The organism is Paenibacillus baimaensis (assembly GCF_025567575.1).
In genome coordinates, this window is record NZ_JAOQIO010000052.1 from 1 (window position 1) to 17,249 (window position 17,249).

General features: G+C 39.7%; 13 protein-coding genes and 3 pseudogenes. 8 read left to right on the top strand and 8 right to left on the bottom strand.

Translation table 11 applies throughout. The features are described 5' to 3' along the window. The 3 genes from OB236_RS15030 to OB236_RS15040 form a co-directional block, all read left to right on the top strand. The coding region (locus OB236_RS15030; RefSeq protein ID WP_262684724.1) for a hypothetical protein at nucleotides 1-198 on the top strand (198 nt) is incomplete at its 5' end. 898 nt (nucleotides 199-1,096) lie between these two features. Then, nucleotides 1,097-2,242, top strand: a complete 1,146-nt coding sequence (locus OB236_RS15035) for an acyltransferase family protein (protein ID WP_262684725.1) — start codon at nucleotides 1,097-1,099, stop codon at nucleotides 2,240-2,242. 399 nt (nucleotides 2,243-2,641) lie between these two features. Then, a complete protein-coding gene (locus OB236_RS15040; protein WP_262684726.1) occupies nucleotides 2,642-2,953 on the top strand; it encodes a hypothetical protein in 312 nt (103 codons plus the stop codon). A gap of 143 nt (nucleotides 2,954-3,096) precedes the next feature. Here OB236_RS15040 and OB236_RS40105 read toward each other — a convergent pair. Next, nucleotides 3,097-3,240, bottom strand: a pseudogene (locus tag OB236_RS40105) (integrase core domain-containing protein); the annotation flags it as partial. A 101-nt stretch (nucleotides 3,241-3,341) separates the two neighbouring features. Here OB236_RS40105 and OB236_RS15045 point away from each other — a divergent pair. Next, nucleotides 3,342-3,620, top strand: a complete 279-nt coding sequence (locus tag OB236_RS15045; protein ID WP_262684727.1) for an HTH domain-containing protein — start codon at nucleotides 3,342-3,344, stop codon at nucleotides 3,618-3,620. A gap of 151 nt (nucleotides 3,621-3,771) precedes the next feature. Here the strand turns inward: OB236_RS15045 and OB236_RS40330 are convergent. The 6 genes and pseudogenes from OB236_RS40330 to rfbA form a co-directional block, all read right to left on the bottom strand. Next, nucleotides 3,772-4,738: pseudogene (locus tag OB236_RS40330) on the bottom strand (IS4 family transposase); the annotation flags it as partial. Nucleotides 4,739-5,205: 467 nt separating this feature from the next. Then, on the bottom strand, nucleotides 5,206-5,484 hold the full coding sequence (locus tag OB236_RS15060; RefSeq protein ID WP_262684730.1) for a hypothetical protein: 279 nt from the start codon (nucleotides 5,482-5,484) through the stop codon (nucleotides 5,206-5,208). A 173-nt stretch (nucleotides 5,485-5,657) separates the two neighbouring features. Next, a pseudogene (locus OB236_RS15065) lies at nucleotides 5,658-5,792 on the bottom strand (transposase); the annotation flags it as partial. A 326-nt stretch (nucleotides 5,793-6,118) separates the two neighbouring features. Next, entirely contained in the window at nucleotides 6,119-7,180 is a 1,062-nt protein-coding gene (gene rfbB / locus OB236_RS15070) for a dTDP-glucose 4,6-dehydratase (protein ID WP_262684731.1), read from the bottom strand. 420 nt (nucleotides 7,181-7,600) lie between these two features. Beyond that, nucleotides 7,601-8,155, bottom strand: coding sequence for a dTDP-4-dehydrorhamnose 3,5-epimerase (gene rfbC, locus OB236_RS15075; RefSeq protein ID WP_262684732.1), 555 nt, complete (start codon nucleotides 8,153-8,155; stop codon nucleotides 7,601-7,603). 42 nt (nucleotides 8,156-8,197) lie between these two features. After that, nucleotides 8,198-9,070, bottom strand: a complete 873-nt coding sequence (gene rfbA, locus OB236_RS15080; RefSeq protein ID WP_262684733.1) for a glucose-1-phosphate thymidylyltransferase RfbA — start codon at nucleotides 9,068-9,070, stop codon at nucleotides 8,198-8,200. A 254-nt stretch (nucleotides 9,071-9,324) separates the two neighbouring features. On the opposite strand from rfbA, the gene OB236_RS15085 reads away from it, so the two are divergent. The 4 genes from OB236_RS15085 (at nucleotide 9,325) to OB236_RS15100 (ending at nucleotide 16,119) form a co-directional block, all read left to right on the top strand. After that, on the top strand, nucleotides 9,325-11,790 hold the full coding sequence (locus tag OB236_RS15085; RefSeq protein ID WP_262684734.1) for an O-antigen ligase family protein: 2,466 nt from the start codon (nucleotides 9,325-9,327) through the stop codon (nucleotides 11,788-11,790). Between the two features lie 239 nt (nucleotides 11,791-12,029). Continuing rightward, the gene (locus OB236_RS15090) at nucleotides 12,030-13,616 is read left to right on the top strand and encodes an S-layer homology domain-containing protein (protein ID WP_317259352.1); all 1,587 of its coding nucleotides are present in this window, start codon (nucleotides 12,030-12,032) and stop codon (nucleotides 13,614-13,616) included. A 208-nt stretch (nucleotides 13,617-13,824) separates the two neighbouring features. Further along, entirely contained in the window at nucleotides 13,825-15,537 is a 1,713-nt protein-coding gene (locus OB236_RS15095) for a hypothetical protein (protein WP_262684735.1), read from the top strand. Between the two features lie 72 nt (nucleotides 15,538-15,609). Next, nucleotides 15,610-16,119, top strand: a complete 510-nt coding sequence (locus tag OB236_RS15100; RefSeq protein ID WP_262684736.1) for a hypothetical protein — start codon at nucleotides 15,610-15,612, stop codon at nucleotides 16,117-16,119. Nucleotides 16,120-16,309: 190 nt separating this feature from the next. On the opposite strand, the gene OB236_RS15105 is transcribed toward OB236_RS15100, so the two are convergent. After that, nucleotides 16,310-17,077, bottom strand: a complete 768-nt coding sequence (locus tag OB236_RS15105; RefSeq protein WP_262684737.1) for an SDR family NAD(P)-dependent oxidoreductase — start codon at nucleotides 17,075-17,077, stop codon at nucleotides 16,310-16,312. Nucleotides 17,078-17,249: the final 172 nt, after the last annotated feature.

The window sequence follows — 17,249 nt, forward strand, 5'->3', positions numbered from 1 at the left end:
TCTGATGTCTTCATTCTACTAGCCCCTATTTTTTCTGTCCAATTTACTGTAGCCGATCCAATGTGTAATTTACAAATGTCAAACCAAACAAAAGAAGCAGTATTTCTCCCGCTTCAATTTAACGATCAATATTTATCAATACTATCAATTCACCTAATATCCAAATATTCCGATTGGTTATTTAATTTTAATCCCTAATTACCTTTAATAATTCTTGTTCTTTGCTGTCTGCAAGACACGATTAGCCTTTTTTAGATGAGTATTCTCCTGCTTCACGTTCCTTGATACAATTTCAATAGCAATCAATTTGATCTGTTTAATGACAACTTGAATCCGACATGTTTTTTCTCTGATAAACCTGTTGATTCATTTCGGAAATCACTAACTCCTCTCTTGTGGTAAACATCAAGCGGATTAACCCCATCAGTTTGGACACATGCCCACTTAGGCTTGTATTTTCTTAGTTTTACAATTTCACACCCGAACAGCCTTAATCGGGATCGGCTGAACTAAATTTTGCTTATAGAAATCCGCAGGAGCCAGATCGTGAATGCTCGAATGGATTCTCCGTTCACTGTAATTAGATAAAAAAGATGCGATCTTCACCGATAATATATCCATACTTAATATCCGTTTCTAACAACGGAATGACTCCGTAATCGTTCGATTGCGGGCCAGTTTCCATGGGTATTTCGTTACTATTTTGCGTTGTGGACGTAATATACTAACTGCTTACACAGGTGATATACCTTCTTATTGTTGATTCTAAGCTTATATTCGCGCTTAAAGATAACTCTTAGCTTACGGTAACCGTAGTTATAACCATCGCCTGCGATAAGCTCTAAGTTAACAATTTCCTTTGTTCTGAAAAAACTAAAAAAGCCCTCAATCCTGAAGGAAAGAGGGCTTAACCATATTTAAACAAACAAAGCCCGCGATCATAACCATAACGAGGCTACTTTTTTGTCCATTCCTTCTTTAACATACGAAATTCGTTAGTGAGATAACAATATTGCCTAAAATGTTGGTCATATCACATCTCGGGAAATTGTGTTAAGATTTGTGTATTATCACAACATTTAAAAGGAGACAGGTAATGGTAGTTACAAAACAACAAAAATTCGATTCAATTGACATCATGAGAGGAATAGCAATACTATTGGTCATTTTGGTGCATACATCTCAAAGAATTGAGGGAAATATGTTTTTAAGAAGCTTTGCACAATACGGGCAAATGGGTGTGCAAATGTTTTTTATTGCTTCTGCATTCACACTTTGTTATTCGTTTGAATCACGACAATCCAGTGAAAAGTCTTTAAGAAATTTTTATTTGAGACGTTATTTTCGCATTGCTCCTGGTTATTACTTCGGTATTATTCTTTATTACTTAGTAACCTCTATTTTCACTGTTGTTTGGGTAAGTGATAAAAATCTTATTAATATTTTAGCAAACGCACTTTTTTTAAACGGTCTATATCAACCAGCTAACAATAATGTAGTTCCTGGTGGATGGTCTATTGGAACAGAAATGTTATTTTATCTAATATTTCCGTTCATATTCAGTTCCTACATTAAACTTCAAAATAGATATAAATTCACATATTTGGTTATACCATTTTTCGCATTGTTTCTATCGTTAATTATTCAATTTATCTTTTATAGTTTGACTAAAAACCCAGGATTATTTATAAATAATGGTTTTATTTATTTCAGTATTTTAAATCAATTCCCCGTTTTTTGTGTGGGTATTTCACTGTATTTTGCATATAAAAAGGGGTTACTTAATAACATTAAATTCGGCACATGTTTAATAATGATAATATTCTTTTCTTGTCTTGCTAGCTATTTAATGCGCCAAAATACATTTACTTTAGTCCATGCTGTAACCCCCTTTATTGCTGCATTATCATTTGTATTCATTTTCGTTTTACTTCAAAATTTTGCAAAAGGTAAAGGCAAACTGCTAGCAAAAATAGGAGTGGTTTCGTATTCGTGTTATTTATCACATTTTATTTTCACATTTTATTTTGTTAGTTATATGGCAAAAAAATTAAATTTTATATATCCAGATATAATTTTAATTGTACTTTACTTATTTACAGTATTACTTACTTATTATTCAGCCGGATTGATGTACAAGTATATTGAACTAAATGGGGTAAAACTCGGAAAAAATATAATCACTTCGCGAAGTCAGCACAGTCAAATAACTATTTCTAACAATCAAAGCGGGAAGAGATAATCGGTGTTATCACATGCTTACAACATGGATAAAAATTCCCTTACGCGGCACGGCAAAGGCCCGCCGCGACTACGTTCTGATTCATAGGAATCACTTGTACTATCAGAGCATCACTGCCAGTTAGCTTCACAAGCCTAATACCGTCCGACCAATTCACTTTGCTTCGTTTTTCTTGTAAAGAAACATAATGTCCTTTGGTTATTACCGCGTGGATAATTGAAAAATTTGATGAATAAGTGAAAAAGAATTAAAAAGCTGGCTTCAAGAACTTATGAATATTTTAGATGAAGCAAAAGAAAATGTTTAACTACATCACCATTTCTGCTACAAATAAACCTCTTGTCGTCCCTTCCCATCAGAATTAACACACACTCAAACAACGGGAAGGGGATTGGCACTATGGAAGATTGGCCAGAATGGTTAGTGGAAAGCTTGCATAAGAGGCTTGATGAACTGGCTTTAACTGTCGAAAAGCAGGAACATATCGCTCCATTAATCGAAAAAACATCAAAATTGCTAACGGATTTGAAAAGTCAAGTGGGTGAATCTGCTCACGGTATTTTGTTGGAGTGGGAGGATGCTGTTCAATATCAGCATTCGGTTGAAAAGGTGTGGCTTTATTTGAGAATGATTAAGGACGGTATGGGGATGAACAAGGGAATTTGTAATGCCCCCGCTTGTCAAGACACGATTCCAGAAAACTTAAGATAAACTCCTTTCGTATAAAAAGTCTGTTTTTTTACTTAAATGAAGGCATGTACCTCTTGGGTGACCAAGGGAAATAAGGCTCAAAGCTGTTATATCTGTGCTTGAACTCCATTCTGAGTGTAATAGATGCTTGCTGGAGTTGCATACTATAGGGATTGGTGGGGTCGGTGCCAGTTGTAATGTTTCATATAGCGCTTGGTCATTTGCTTCAACTCTACGACTACCTGCGGAGATTCCGGATACAAACGCTCCCATTTATAGTTGCGAAAGAAACGCTCTATCCTTGCATTGTGAACTGTGACCCGGAAGGTAGACACTTTGAAAAAAGTGCCCTCCTTCCGGATCATTTGCGTTTATAGTGGAAGTTATCAGAGAGGAGCGAGGTCTAAAAATGACAGATAGTAGCAAGTTCCCAGTGAACCGACGTCGCTTTACGGCGCTTGAAATCAGACAGTTAGAAGCAAGTCCTAATGTACTACACATGTCAGAAAAGGCGATCACGTATTCACCAGAATTTAAAGTAAAGGCTTTAAAGGGTTATCAGCAAGGGAAACCGCCCCAGCATATATTCATAGAAGCCGGGTTTCAGTTGTCGATCATTTGTAATCGTAAGCCCAATGAGTGCTTGAAACGTTGGAGAGAACGGACTTCTAGAGGAACGCCGCGGTAAAGGAGCTACAGGTCGAAAACCTGCTGAAGATTTGTCTGTGGACGAACAATTAAAACGTGCTGAGGCGAGGATTAAATTACTTGAAGCGGAGAATGACTTCCTAAAAAAACTCGAGGTACTAGAGGGGAAGGCAGGGGCTCTAGTGATTAAAATGCATGCGGACTATTTCAGCATCCGCCAGTTCCACATCCGTGCTCAGAATGGCGAGCCATTCCCTGCAGCTATTGCGATTTCGAACGAAAACGATTTTGATCGGCAATCCGCAGTCCGTCCGTACGAGGATCGAACCGAGCACTTCCTTTTTGGTGGACCGAGGTAGTCCCGCGTGCAGTTCTTTGGGTGACATGCGTTTGTTACCAACCCGGTAGCGCTGTTTCATATCTTTGATCATACCGATCACATGTAGGCCTTTGGACATCAGGCTGCGCAGCAACGGCGGTTGGGTGAACCAGCCTGTCCATCAAGACAAAATCCGCCGCAAATCCAAGCTGCAGGGCACGATCCAAGAGTGCTACAACGGCATCCGGTTTCCGAGAAAAAGCTTCCATTCGCCGTTTGTATCCTTGCGAACGTTTGGACAAACATTCCTTCATTTCGCAGAAACGATTGGTAAGTTTGGCGGAACTCAGCATGCAAAATCGATGGGTGCAAAGCTGAAGCCATCCGAACGTCAGCATGTTGTAGCCTCTCACAAAACGCCTGTCGTATGGTCATGAACGTGTGCCAACAATTCTGCCTTTTTACATCGGTTTCGTTTGAGCACGGAGTCGTCCACAATAAAATCACGAACGCGTGTGGCAGAGGTAAGTGACTCCAAGTGCTGAATGATCTTCAAGCTAAGCATTTGGAAGAAACGGCGCCATGCAAACCCCGAATGATTCAAGAAACGGTAGACGACATCTTTTCCGGGTAGTGACGAACGGTGATTGCTTTGTAGCAATTGAGACCAGCTACGCTGCTGAAAGACTAAGTGAAGATGAGCTGGAAAAAGGCAAGTGCCGGAAGGCAAACGACTTTCGAATGCCCGCTTGGCGGAGCAAGTTTCCCAGTTTTAAAGTAGCAAACATGGTTGAAAAGCGTTCTTCACACTTTTCAGATAGATAGTTGTGGAGTAACATAAGGTTACGCACCTTTCGGTTTGGAATGGTTTTCTCGACAATTACCATTTTACCAAATACGAAAGGTGTTTTTCTGTCAAGTGTACTAGTTTTATGAAAAAATGCCAATATTCTCAAGAGTTAAATGCGTTTTTCAAGCTGCGAAACTTGAGTATTGATTATCTTATTTTTTCAATTCCGTGTCCAACACCCTGGGTACATTATAATTAACCTTTATCCAAAACATCATCATTTGGAGCTTTAACGACCAAACAGCATGGACTTAACATGCCATCTGTCTATTCATTTATTCTTTTTACAGGCTGGAGCCTACTCTTCGAATTCCTCGATCTCCAGCCCACTTTTCAAGATAAATAAATAACGCGTTGGCGAGAGGATGGTTATCTTCTCTACCAACGCGTTAAATAGTTCATCATCAAATTGTTCTAGTAAATCCTGCCGCGCATTCATTACTTGTATGATTTCGTTTACTCGATTCTTGATCTGGGCTTTTTGATCCATATCTTTCTCAAGATCTTCTGACGAAGCTTATCTATCTCTAAGGATATTCTGGCATTTTCCTCATTATATACAGTCTCGTCAATGTTATCCCGAAGCTTCAGATTGACCAATCCCTTGAGATCAGCTTTTAACTGTTCGATGCTCTGCTCTACTTTAATCAGCGATTCTTGCCCTTCTCGCTTGGAAAGTATCGCCTCTATGTTGGCATTCAATGTTCGGATAAATCCATCCTTGTTTTCATGCATGCGATTGAATACTCATACAAAGGCATCCTGCAACACATATTCATCGACTGCTTTGGCATCACAAGCTTCTTTGCCCTCGTTGACGTAGGTTCGGCATTGCCATACGACTTTCTTGGATATATTATTGCTGTTCCATGTTCGCTTTTTAAAAATTGTGATCCCTCGACTCATACACAGCATTGCCGGATTAGCTCTCGTGATCGTTGCGTTACTTCTCCAGCGAGTACATGATATCGGTATTTCGTCACCCAGATAAAATGGTATTTGATATCGTACACCGAATGTCCGCCCGTTTGATAATCTACCATGCTCCTTTTCATCTCTATCTACATGATAGTAAAGACACGGTAGGCTGTCAACGCGCTGGAAGCTGCCCGCCTAAAGGCGGTAGGTTTAGATCGGGCACATGGAAACTAAAACGTTTAATCGTTCACTCAGTTAGAAATCATCCATTATGCCGCTAATCATCGACCGGTAACCTACTGGGCATACGTACTCAATTTATATCATAAGTACTATCTCAAGTTGTTCCCATTTCTCTAAGTCGTTCCTATAAAATTGAGGATGCGAATGTAGGATCAATATAAACCATTATCTCACCTTATACCAAATAGACGTTGCGTCGTTTCTTAGATTATCTTTTCGTATACATTTTGGAGTAATACTCTGTATATTCTCCGTTCTTTACCTTCTCCAACCATCCCGTATGTTCTAAGTACCAGCGAATAGTATATCGGATTCCTTCGTCAAACATAACGGTAGGTTCCCATCCCAACTCATTTTTAATCTTACTTGCATCTATGGCGTATCTTTTATCATGACCTAACCTATCAGCTACGTATTTAATTAAAGTTTCAGGTTTATTAAGTTCTTTCAGTATCAACTTTACTATTTCAATGTTGGCCTTCTCATTGTGTCCACCAACATTATAAACTTCACCCGGTTTCCCCTCATGTAAAACCAAATCAATTGCTCTGCAATGGTCTTCAACATACAGCCAATCCCTAATATTCATACCATCACCATAAACCGGAAGATCTTTGTCTTCAAGCGCATTGGAAATGATTAAAGGTATCAATTTCTCAGGAAAATGATAAGGGCCGTAATTATTAGAGCACCTTGTGATATTTACATTTATTCCAAATGTTTCATGATAGGCTCTTACAAACATATCAGCAGCTGCTTTACTTGCTGAATAAGGACTGTTAGGTGCTAATGGTGTAGCTTCTGTAAAGTAACCAGTTGGTCCAAGAGTACCATAAACTTCATCTGTAGAAACCTGAAGAAATTTGGAAGTAAGTTTTCTTTCAACAGTTGCCCAGTGATGTCTGCAGGCATCAAGAAGCACTTGGGTACCTTCAATATTAGTTTCCAAAAAAATCTGAGGATTAGTTATGCTTCGGTCCACATGGGATTCTGCCGCAAAGTTCACGACATACTTAGGGTTGTATTCGTTAAAAATAGTTTGAATCAAGGTACTATCACAAATATTCCCTTTAATAAATAAGTAGTTCTTGTTTGTTTCGATATTTCTAAGATTATCCAAGTTACCTGCATATGTTAGGGAATCTAAATTTATAATTTTATAGCTTGGATGTTTGGCAATCATATAATGAATAAAGTTACTCCCTATAAAACCTGCCCCACCAGTTACCAATAATATTGGATGTTGATTTTGCGCTTTCCTTACACTCACTTGGTTACCTCCACTTAAAGTAATGTTTTCGCGTGTTTTTTATACTTTCTTAGATTTACTTCGACAGCTTGGAGTAGTCAATGCATTTTGGTACCTGCAGGGGTGGAGATCAGCCCCTTCACTTAAAATGGTATTTGCCCTTATGAAGGCTTTCTCCGGTGCTTCAATTGCTGCACGGTGTTGTAAGTATGCTTGTCATATGGGTCTCAAAACATCAGTTGTTTAGTCCCCAGCGGTATGCAAGATGCGTATCAGTTTTCAATACAGCGCAACGGCCAGGGTACTGTAATTCTTCTAATTCTGTACGCCTCTATTCAAATATGGGTTTGTTCGATTCCCAATATACTAAAGACACATTTTCATTTTAAGTAGTAATGGCTCTTTTGATAGTATAATTTCACATTTTTACGAAGTGATTTTTTATAATAAATTCTGTTCTGCTAAAGTTTTCAAGCATTTATCCTTATCAGATAGTAAAATTTCATTAATACCATCAGTCGGCCAAGCTATTCCAATCTCGGGATCATTCCAGAGAAGTCCACTCTCATATTCAGGATGGTAAAAGTCAGTACACTTATAAACAAACTCAGCTTCATCTGATAGAACAAGAAAACCATGAGCGAATCCTTCAGGAACATAAAATTGTTTGTTATTTTCAGCCGAAAGCACTATCCCATGCCATTTTTTATAGGTCGCTGATTCTTTCCTCAAATCAACTGCTACATCGAATACTTCTCCCGACAACACACGTACTAGCTTGCCTTGTTGGTGCTGTGTTTGAAAATGAAGGCCCCTTAGTACACCTTTACGGGATTTAGATTGATTATCCTGTACGAATAACATATCCAACCCTGCAGATTTGAAATCATTGTAATTATAAGTTTCCATAAAATAACCCCGAGAATCACCAAATAATTTTGGCTCTACAATGATTAAATCTGGGATATCTGTTTGAATAAAATTAAAATTGCCCACAATATCCTCCTTGGCTTTGATTATAATTATTACATTTCCATTTTAGTTGAATTCTTCCGCTACCTGGACTAGATACTTACCATATTCAGATTTCAAAAGTGGTTTTGCCAATTCAAGTAACTGCTTTTTGGTGATATAGTTTTGTTTATATGCAATTTCTTCAATACATGCAATATACAGACCTTGGCGTTTTTGCACAGCCTCTACAAAATTACCAGCTTCCAACATCATATCGTGAGTACCAGTATCCATCCAAGCCATACCTCTTCCTAACAATTTCACATTGAGTTTCCCTCTAATCAAATACTCATTATTAACTTCAGTAATTTCCAACTCTCCCCGAGCTGAAGGTTTTATACTTTTTGCAATATCTACTACCTCTTTATCATAAAAATAAAGTCCAGGTACTGCATAGTGTGATTTAGGTTTAACAGGTTTTTCTTCTATAGAAAGTACTTTTCCAGAACTATTATAATCTATTACTCCATAATCTTGAGGATTTTTGACAAAGTACCCGAATATCGTAGCACCATCAGTCAAATCTGCCGCTTCTTTGAGAACTCGTCCAAAACTCTGTCCATAGAATATGTTATCACCTAGAATTAAAGATACTGTATCATCTCCGATAAACTTCTCACCAATAATAAATGCTTCTGCTAGTCCGTTAGGCAGTGCTTGAACGGCATAAGAAATGTTCAAACCTAAAAAAGACCCATCCCCAAATAATTCTTCGAATACCTTGATGTCTCTAGGAGTGGATATGATTAATATCTCCTTTATACCGGCAAGCATTAATACAGATAATGGATAATATATCATCGGTTTATCATACACTGGAATGATTTGCTTTGAAATAGCCTTAGTTACAGGGTATAGTCTAGTCCCAGAACCCCCTGCCAATATTATTCCTTTCATGACTGACTCCTTCCATGTAAATCCTAATCTTATATTATAATTCTAATAAATCAAAATTCTATCATACGATATTTTATCAGATTAACCTTATAAATACTACTGTTATATGCTACCTAGCTTACACTCTTTGTTCATGCCGATATAATTTATAAAAATAATGAAATTTAAGCTTAAGCAATTGAAATGAGTTGGTACCATAACTTTTTTATGATAATATACTTTTCAGTACATGTAAAAGGAGAATCAGAATCTCAATGTCCACTAAACATCAATATTCTATAAAAAGGACTGACTCGTCAACACAAAATGGCTCAATTCTTTTTTGGTTAGTATCTTCACTTATTACCTTATTTTTATTTTGGGCCCCCTTCCAAAAAGCCCTATTCAACGGAAACACCTTTGATTTCGAAAGACCCTTATATAGTTCATTCATTTGGGGTTCCATTATTCTTTTTTTATTATCTATTTACTTGTTTTATAACTGGAAATTTAAGCATACATCGGATCTATTAAGCTTAGCTATTTGGTTAGTACCATTAAGTTTTATAATCTCATTAGTTTCTGCCGCATCATCATACTACGCTGTTAATATCATGTACATTCAGTTGATTTATGTTATTTTCTTTTTACTCGGTATTTATATTAGTAGAAGTGACCTTGGTGTAACTATCTTACGAGGCGCTTTATTCGCCTCAGGTTACTTTGTTGTAATTTTCGGATTGTTTAACTGGTTTGGCAACAAAGAAGGCATATTTAATGTTGTCAAGTGGTTCGCTGGCGATACGTCAGGTCTTGGTTTTTATAGAGATGCGGTTATGACAGATGCTAATGGCGTTCGTCTTACATCAGTGTTTCAGTATGCGAACTCTTATGCTGCTTTTCTAATAGCATTTCTACTGTGCTCTCTATATATGGTAGTGACCTCAAAAAAATGGTTTATCACACTTGTTCATAGCTTTATGACTGTAACTATCATTGTTTCCTTTTTCCTCACGCTTTCCAGAGGTGGACTCGTTGTTCTGCCTGTTGTGTTATTATTGATTCTCCCCTTTTTAAAGCCTTATAAACAAATTTTGTTTATAATTCATTTATTCGTATCCTTCATCGTTTCCTTACTAATTTTAAGCAAAGTAACAACAATAGGAATTGAACTTAGTCAGCAATATACATCTTCACTTTCCTTACAAGGATGGTCAATTTTGATCGTTGCTGCTTTAATTAGCGCTGGAATCTCCTTTTGTATACAACATTATGTATCAGGCTTCATTGAGAAAAGATTAGCTAAATTCGATAATAAACGTTTCTCTAACCTCATCATACCTTTGGTAGCTTTAGTCGTAGGTACGATCAGTGTAGTCCTTATCTTTCAAGATACCGGGTTCACCAAGCTTTTACCTGAGAATATCAAAATCCGTTTAGAAAACATTAATTTCCAGCAGCATAGTGTACTGGAAAGAGGAACTTTCTATGCTGATGCAATTAAATTATATAAAGACTATCCTATTCTCGGTGCAGGTGGCGGCGCTTGGTCCGCATTATATGAGAAATATCAAAATAATCCCTATGTTAGCCGTCAAGCCCACAATTTCTTCCTTCAATATTTAGTTGAAGTGGGCGCCCTTGGGTTTCTTATATTGTTGTTAGTTATTGGAGCGACATATTATTTTTTTATTACCAAATTCATCACAAACAAATCCGAAACAGACGAATTCCGCTTTGTTTTCTATATTCTCACAATTTCGTTACTTGTTCACAGTATGATTGACTTTGACTTAAGCTATGTATATTTAGGGGTTCTTGTATTCTTATCCTTAGGAGCCATGGTTTCTAAAATCGATATCGGACAATTGAATACAAAATGGAGTGTGGTTGAGAAATATCGTTGGATTTATCCGTCAATTTTGCTAGTGATCTCCTTGATTATGTTCTTTAACTCTGCACAGTTACTTAACGCTAACACAAATTTCAGAAATGCTGTGTCCATGGCTCAAGAAAATAAAAATATCAATGAAGTGTTTGTTCCGCTAAATAATGCTCTTACGCAGCATCCCAACCACCCTGATTATGCATCCTACAAAGTTGATATACTCTTACAAGCCTACAACCAGACTAAAGACGAAAGATATTACAGTGATGCTGTCAATTTGGTTCAAACTGCACGAAGCAAAGAACCGTTCAATCGATATTTAATTGAAAAGGAAATTTATACATTAACGATTAAAGAACAGTTGTCTCAAACTTTAAAGCTTGTCGAAACTGAAATCAGCAATTTCCCATGGGATATTTCATTGTATGAAAAAGCAATATCTCTTAACTTTGATTTGGGGAACAAAGCTCGAGTTGATAAAAATAACACTTTAAAAGATCAATACTGGAATCAGGCGATTGAAACTTATAACAAGATCCAGACCAAGACCAAACAACTAGAGTCCCTCCCTAAGGAACAAGCACAAGGTCGCGCATTTGGATTAACCAAGAATATCGCTTTAACATTAGGCCAGATCTATTATATTAATGCCAACTATTCAGCGGCTGAAGGCTTCCTCAAGTTCGGATTAGCTGATCAGTTTGATGATCAAAACAATTTGCAAATGGCAAGATGGTACCTGGCTTCCTTACAAAAGCAAAACAAAACGGATCAACCCCTGTATGACAAGCTCATTGCCAAGGATCCCAAAGAACGTGATGAGATAAATAAGCTGGTCAACGCAACTTTCTAGCACCAATTACGTCCTATTATTTGGAAGCAATGTTTTTTAACAAAATACTACCATAGCTAGCTATTAGATGGTAAGATGTAGATTGTATTTTCAATAATACAGTAAGTATTTTTTATTCTGATTTAACAAAGGCTCCAGCCTTGTTATAATACAGTCTTCGCTGGAAGGGAGGTGAATCGAGAATGGCGAATTTGAATTTGCAAGACCTTACAAACAGAGGAACAAATAGGAGGAATACTGTGTTAAATCGTACTTTCGTTAAGAAAATATCTGCAATGCTTTCTTTAATGCTTATTATTGCAATCATGGTTCCAGTATTGGCATTTGCTGCAACAGCAGGCTTTTCAACTGCCAAATATGAATACGGAAATGTTACAGGTTCTGTATATTCCGATGTTTATGCAGTCGGTGCTGGGGATTCAGTGTATGTTTATGTATATAGCGGTGGTAGTATTGTTACCTCAACAACTGCTACATACGATACTTACAGCGATGGTAAATACTATTATAACTTTAATGCGTCTGCCATTGGATACAACACTTTAGATCTAGTTACAAAAGTTACTTACAACAATACTGTATCAGATCTTGCTACCCTAACTGTTAACAGAGTTATCACTGGTAATAACAGCAATGGCGGTGGCGGTGGCGGTGGTGGCGGTTCCAGCATAAGCAACGGTGCAATTTCCGTTTCCAGTGATGGTTTCGTTGACCCCAACACTTTATCTACTGCTTTGACAGCTGGTGACATTACATTGAAGCTTTCAGGTACTGTTGCTTTGCTTCCTGCTTCTTCTCTGGTAGGAAATGGTTCCAAAACAATTACAGTTACTAATGACTTCGGTACTTATGTATTGCCGGTTTCCGTTTTCAAATTGGAAGCTCTTGCTAAAGCATTGAATATTGAAGTTAAAGATTTGAAAATTAAAGTTACAATTGCAAAAGCTGATTCCACTACATCTGATGCTGTTAAAGCAGCAGCAACTGCAGTAGGCGGAACTCAATTGGCTGATGCTGTAGACTTTAATGTTGTTGGTATTGACAAAGACGGTAAAACAACATCGGTTGACTTCGGTAAAACTTATGTTTCCCGTTCAGTTAATGTTTCCAAAGCTGTTGATGCTTCCAAAACAACTGGTGTTCTGTACAACGAAACAACGAAGAAAGTAAGCTTTGTTCCAGCTACTTTCACAACTGTTGATGGTAAAAACGTTGCTAACATCAAACGTAATGGTAACAGTATCTATACTGTTGTTGAATCCAACAAAAGCTTCGCTGATATTGCTTCCCATTGGTCCAAAACCGATGTTGAGCTTCTTGCTAACAAGCTTGTAGTAGAAGGCTCTACAGATACAACTTTCGAACCAGAACGCAACATCACTCGTGCTGAATTTGCAGCATTGGCAGTTCGTTCCCTTGGTTTAACTTCTGCTGCACCTGCTAGCACATTCAGCGACGTGAAGTCTGATGCTTGGTATGCAAGCTCCGTAGCAACAGCTACTTATGCAGGCATTATCAATGGCTACGAAGACAACACATTCCGTCCTGATGCTCAAATCACTCGTGAAGAGTTGGCTGCTATCGTGATTCGTGCGATGGACTATGCTAGCATCAGCACTAATGTAACAGATCCACAATCCGTATTGAGCAAGTTCAAAGATTCCAACAAAATCGTATGGGCTCAAAAAGAAATCGCTGCTGCAGTAAACGCTGGTATTATCAATGGTTTGACTGATGATACAATCGGTTCCGCAAGCAAAGCTACTCGTGCACAATCTGCAACGATGTTGAAGCGTTTCTTGAGTACAGCTAACTTCATTAACTAGTTTTAATCAAATGGGACTCGATACTTCGGTATCGGGTCTTTTTTGTATGCTTATAAGATAAACTCTTGATAGACCCTTGCCCAATCAGTCTAAGGCTTCGGGTCACATTCATAGCCCGCCATCTATCATTTAATTAAATTTTATAAAAGTATTTTTCCTCCTATAGTATGATATCATAAAGATAGAAGTTTTATTGGGGAGGATTCTGATGTTAGAACATGCCAATGTCAAAAATAGCGCTGTAAAAAAAACCTCAACGGATCAAGTTTCACCTATTCAGCAGCAGCCCAGCATGATGACATCAACACAAGGTAGCCCCGTTACTAATCGAGCTTTAGGATTTTCCAATGAAAACATGATACATATGCAGCGAACTGTAGGAAATCAGGCAATTCAGCGAATGTTTTCATCTTCACATCGTACAGGCAGTTCGGCCATTCAACGTGAAGTCACTGCGGGAGCACCCGAAACAGTTGCTGCGCCTACCGTCGAAGTTGCAGCCAGTAATCCAATCGCAGCTCCAGCCACCGATGTCCCTGCCGAAGCAGCTCCGGTTGCTGGCTTGTCAGCAGGTGCACCCGTTATGGCTGCACCTCCTCAGCAAGCACGTCCTGCGCCTACCAAGGATTTAAAAAAATATCACAACTATAATGTAGTATTTGAATGGTTTAAGGGACGTGCGGAAAAAGAAAAGAAGGCGGGATTATTCGGATATTTTGATGATTTGACTACCGGAGAAAAGATGTCTGCCATCAAAGCCATGTGTGGTAATGATCGTACTCCAACTATTGATAAGGCAAAAAAGACGATGCTCACAGGCGTCTTCACCAAGACAGTGGACTGGGACCGTTTCTCAGAGATTAGTCGTGAAGCCAAGGCCAAGAACATTACTAACTACAATGCTGATCAGGCACGAGACTATGCGTCCTATGCAGCAATCGGAACATCAGGAGCTACGAGCGGGGTATCCGGTACGGCCGCTATGAGCAATACGCTCGGGGCCGGTGGTGCCCTTTCGGTTGCAAATGCAGTTGCACCGGCAGCAGGCGTACTGAGCGGAGTGGCTTCCGTATCGCAAATATATAATGCATCTGAAAACTATGATTCAAGTTTGTCTACTGCTGGTAAAGCACAAATATTAGGATCAGAGGCCTCAGGTGGAGCAGCTGATTTGACCCGTTTCACTGCGGGTACGGTTAATGGTGTCAGAACCTTCGGGGGAATGGCTGCCAGCGGTGCGGCTACAGCTGCCGCAGGTGCGGCAGGAGTTGTTGGAGGCGCGGCTTACCTCGCTGGTGGAGTAGCCGGCTACGTAGAAAGCAGCAGAAACCAGAAGAAGCTGGCGGAGCTCGAGAAAGGCTTTAGCGCTAAGGGAAGCACGGGTGAAACTGAGCAAGCAAAACAACATCAGAGGGATTTAGGTCTGGCTGCCAATCTGGGAGGATCCACCCAAACTATTAATAAAACCAAGAGCGCCGTAACTGCCGCCAAAGGAGCCCTGATGATCGCAGGAGGCGCTGTGATGCTGGCAGCTGCTTTGTCTCCAGTCGGTCCTATCTTGCTCGCAGCTGCTGCCATACTCGGTGGAATCGGGGCCATCGTCAAATTTTACAAAAAATCCAAAAGGCAGGAAACCTTTGTCGACAAAGCCCTGAACATTGATAAAGAAATGACCAAGCCGGAGAATGCAGGGCTTAGCCGAGAAAAAGTACGCCAAGGTGTTCTTGAGGCACACGGCTTCAATAACGTAGGACAATGCTATAACCAACTTGTAACCGATCTCGCATCTATGCTCTATGAGGGTGGGGTTGCCGGTCAGGATGAAGAGGCAAAATCTGTTATTGAAGGTATAGGGCTTGAGGTAAACCGACTTAAGAAAAAACCAGGCAAAGATTTGATAGCCAAAAAACTGCATACTTAATCCACTTAACCCATTTGAGACAATCGCTTGTTTGCTCTTTCAAAGACAAGCCTATGTATGGAGGTAATACTTATGGCAGCTGCTACTGATTTTACAGATTCATTTCTCCGCCAATTCCAACAATACTATATGAAGCTCGACGTTCATAACCACTGGGCTGAACCTTCAAATGAATCGCCATATCCATCTTTGATCTTGCGTTTTGATGAAATCGGCGAACGCTTCACGATTGTTGATCTGGAACTATGCTTCCTGCCAGGGATGGAATCGTTCACCGAAGAGGGAGTTGCCATATTACAAACATTTGCTGTACTAAGAAACAACGTCCCTCCCTCAACCTATACCAAACTGCTTGCAGAAACAGCGAAAATTAATATCCAGCTACCCCTTGGTGGATTTGGCCTTTTTACAGATACGGGTGTTCTTTATTTTAAACACAATACGATCCTGCAGCGCGACTGGCTTAGCAGCTCGCAAGCCATAGAGCATTTGGACCGCCAAAATGCGCTTGTTCTTCATCAGCTCTACTTATTCACTGATCAGCTGCTGAATATTTCCGAGGGGCATGAAGGCGGCCAATAAAATCCACCTGCAAAGGCGTACAGTTCGTTTCTCCAAAATAGTCCACTTTCTCCACTCGGGCTGTGTGTTTCTTTTGTTCAACTTATATATGTAAGAAACTCAGTAAGGCAGCAAACAAGCGTCTTCCACCACTTCTCGACGTGGTCGAGATGCTTGTTTACTTGTCGTTCTATCAGCTTTCAGGCTCCGCTCATTGAACTGTGCTGCCTCCATCCACTTGAATGATTTGTCCAGTAATCTGGGTAGCATGATCACTTGCCAGAAACACGGCCACGGCTGCTGTATCTTCACCTGTTTGTAGACGGCCAAGTGGTAATGTTTTTCCTTTTTCAATTAGCCAATCCAGATTTCTCCCATTCAAAGCCTGTACCTCAATTTCCCGCTCCGTCGCCACCCATCCCGGATTGATGGCATTGACCCTGATGCGGTCGCTGGTTAAGGCTCCAGCCAAATTCCGGGTTAATGTCGATATCGCCCCTTTGGAAACCGAATAGGCAAACAGCTCAGGTGATCCGACTGCTGCATGACTTGAACTCATATTAATGATCGCGCCGCCCCCACGCTTCTTCAACCAAGGTGCTGCCGCCTGACACATCAAAAAGACTCCCTTTACATTGATCGACATCACCCGATCCCACAGCTCTTCGGTCGTATCGGGCATCATACTACGTGGATAAATGCCTGCATTATTGACGAGAATATCCAATCCACCAAAAAGCTCCTCGGCCTTGCTAGCGATTCGCTGTGCATCCTCTGACAACGTAACATCACCCTGAACGAATATGACGTTTAATCCTTCCTCAACCAGCGCCTTGGCTGCCTCCTCTCCTTGATGGCTCATATCAGCGATGATGACGCCTGCACCCGCACGCGCCAGGCCCTTAACGATACTGTATCCAATGCCGCTAGCACCTCCGGTAACAATGGCTGCTTTATTTTCCAATGGTAAATACATCATAATCCAATCATCCTTCCGTATTTTTGCTGATGCATCTGGAGATGCGTCCTAACATCAGTCTAGCACCAAATGATCCGAATTGGGAATCAGAATCGTAGAACTAAAATATAAAAAAGACCTTTCACAAGTTCATTGAACTCATAAAAGGTCTCTTTTGGGATCTGGATGCTGC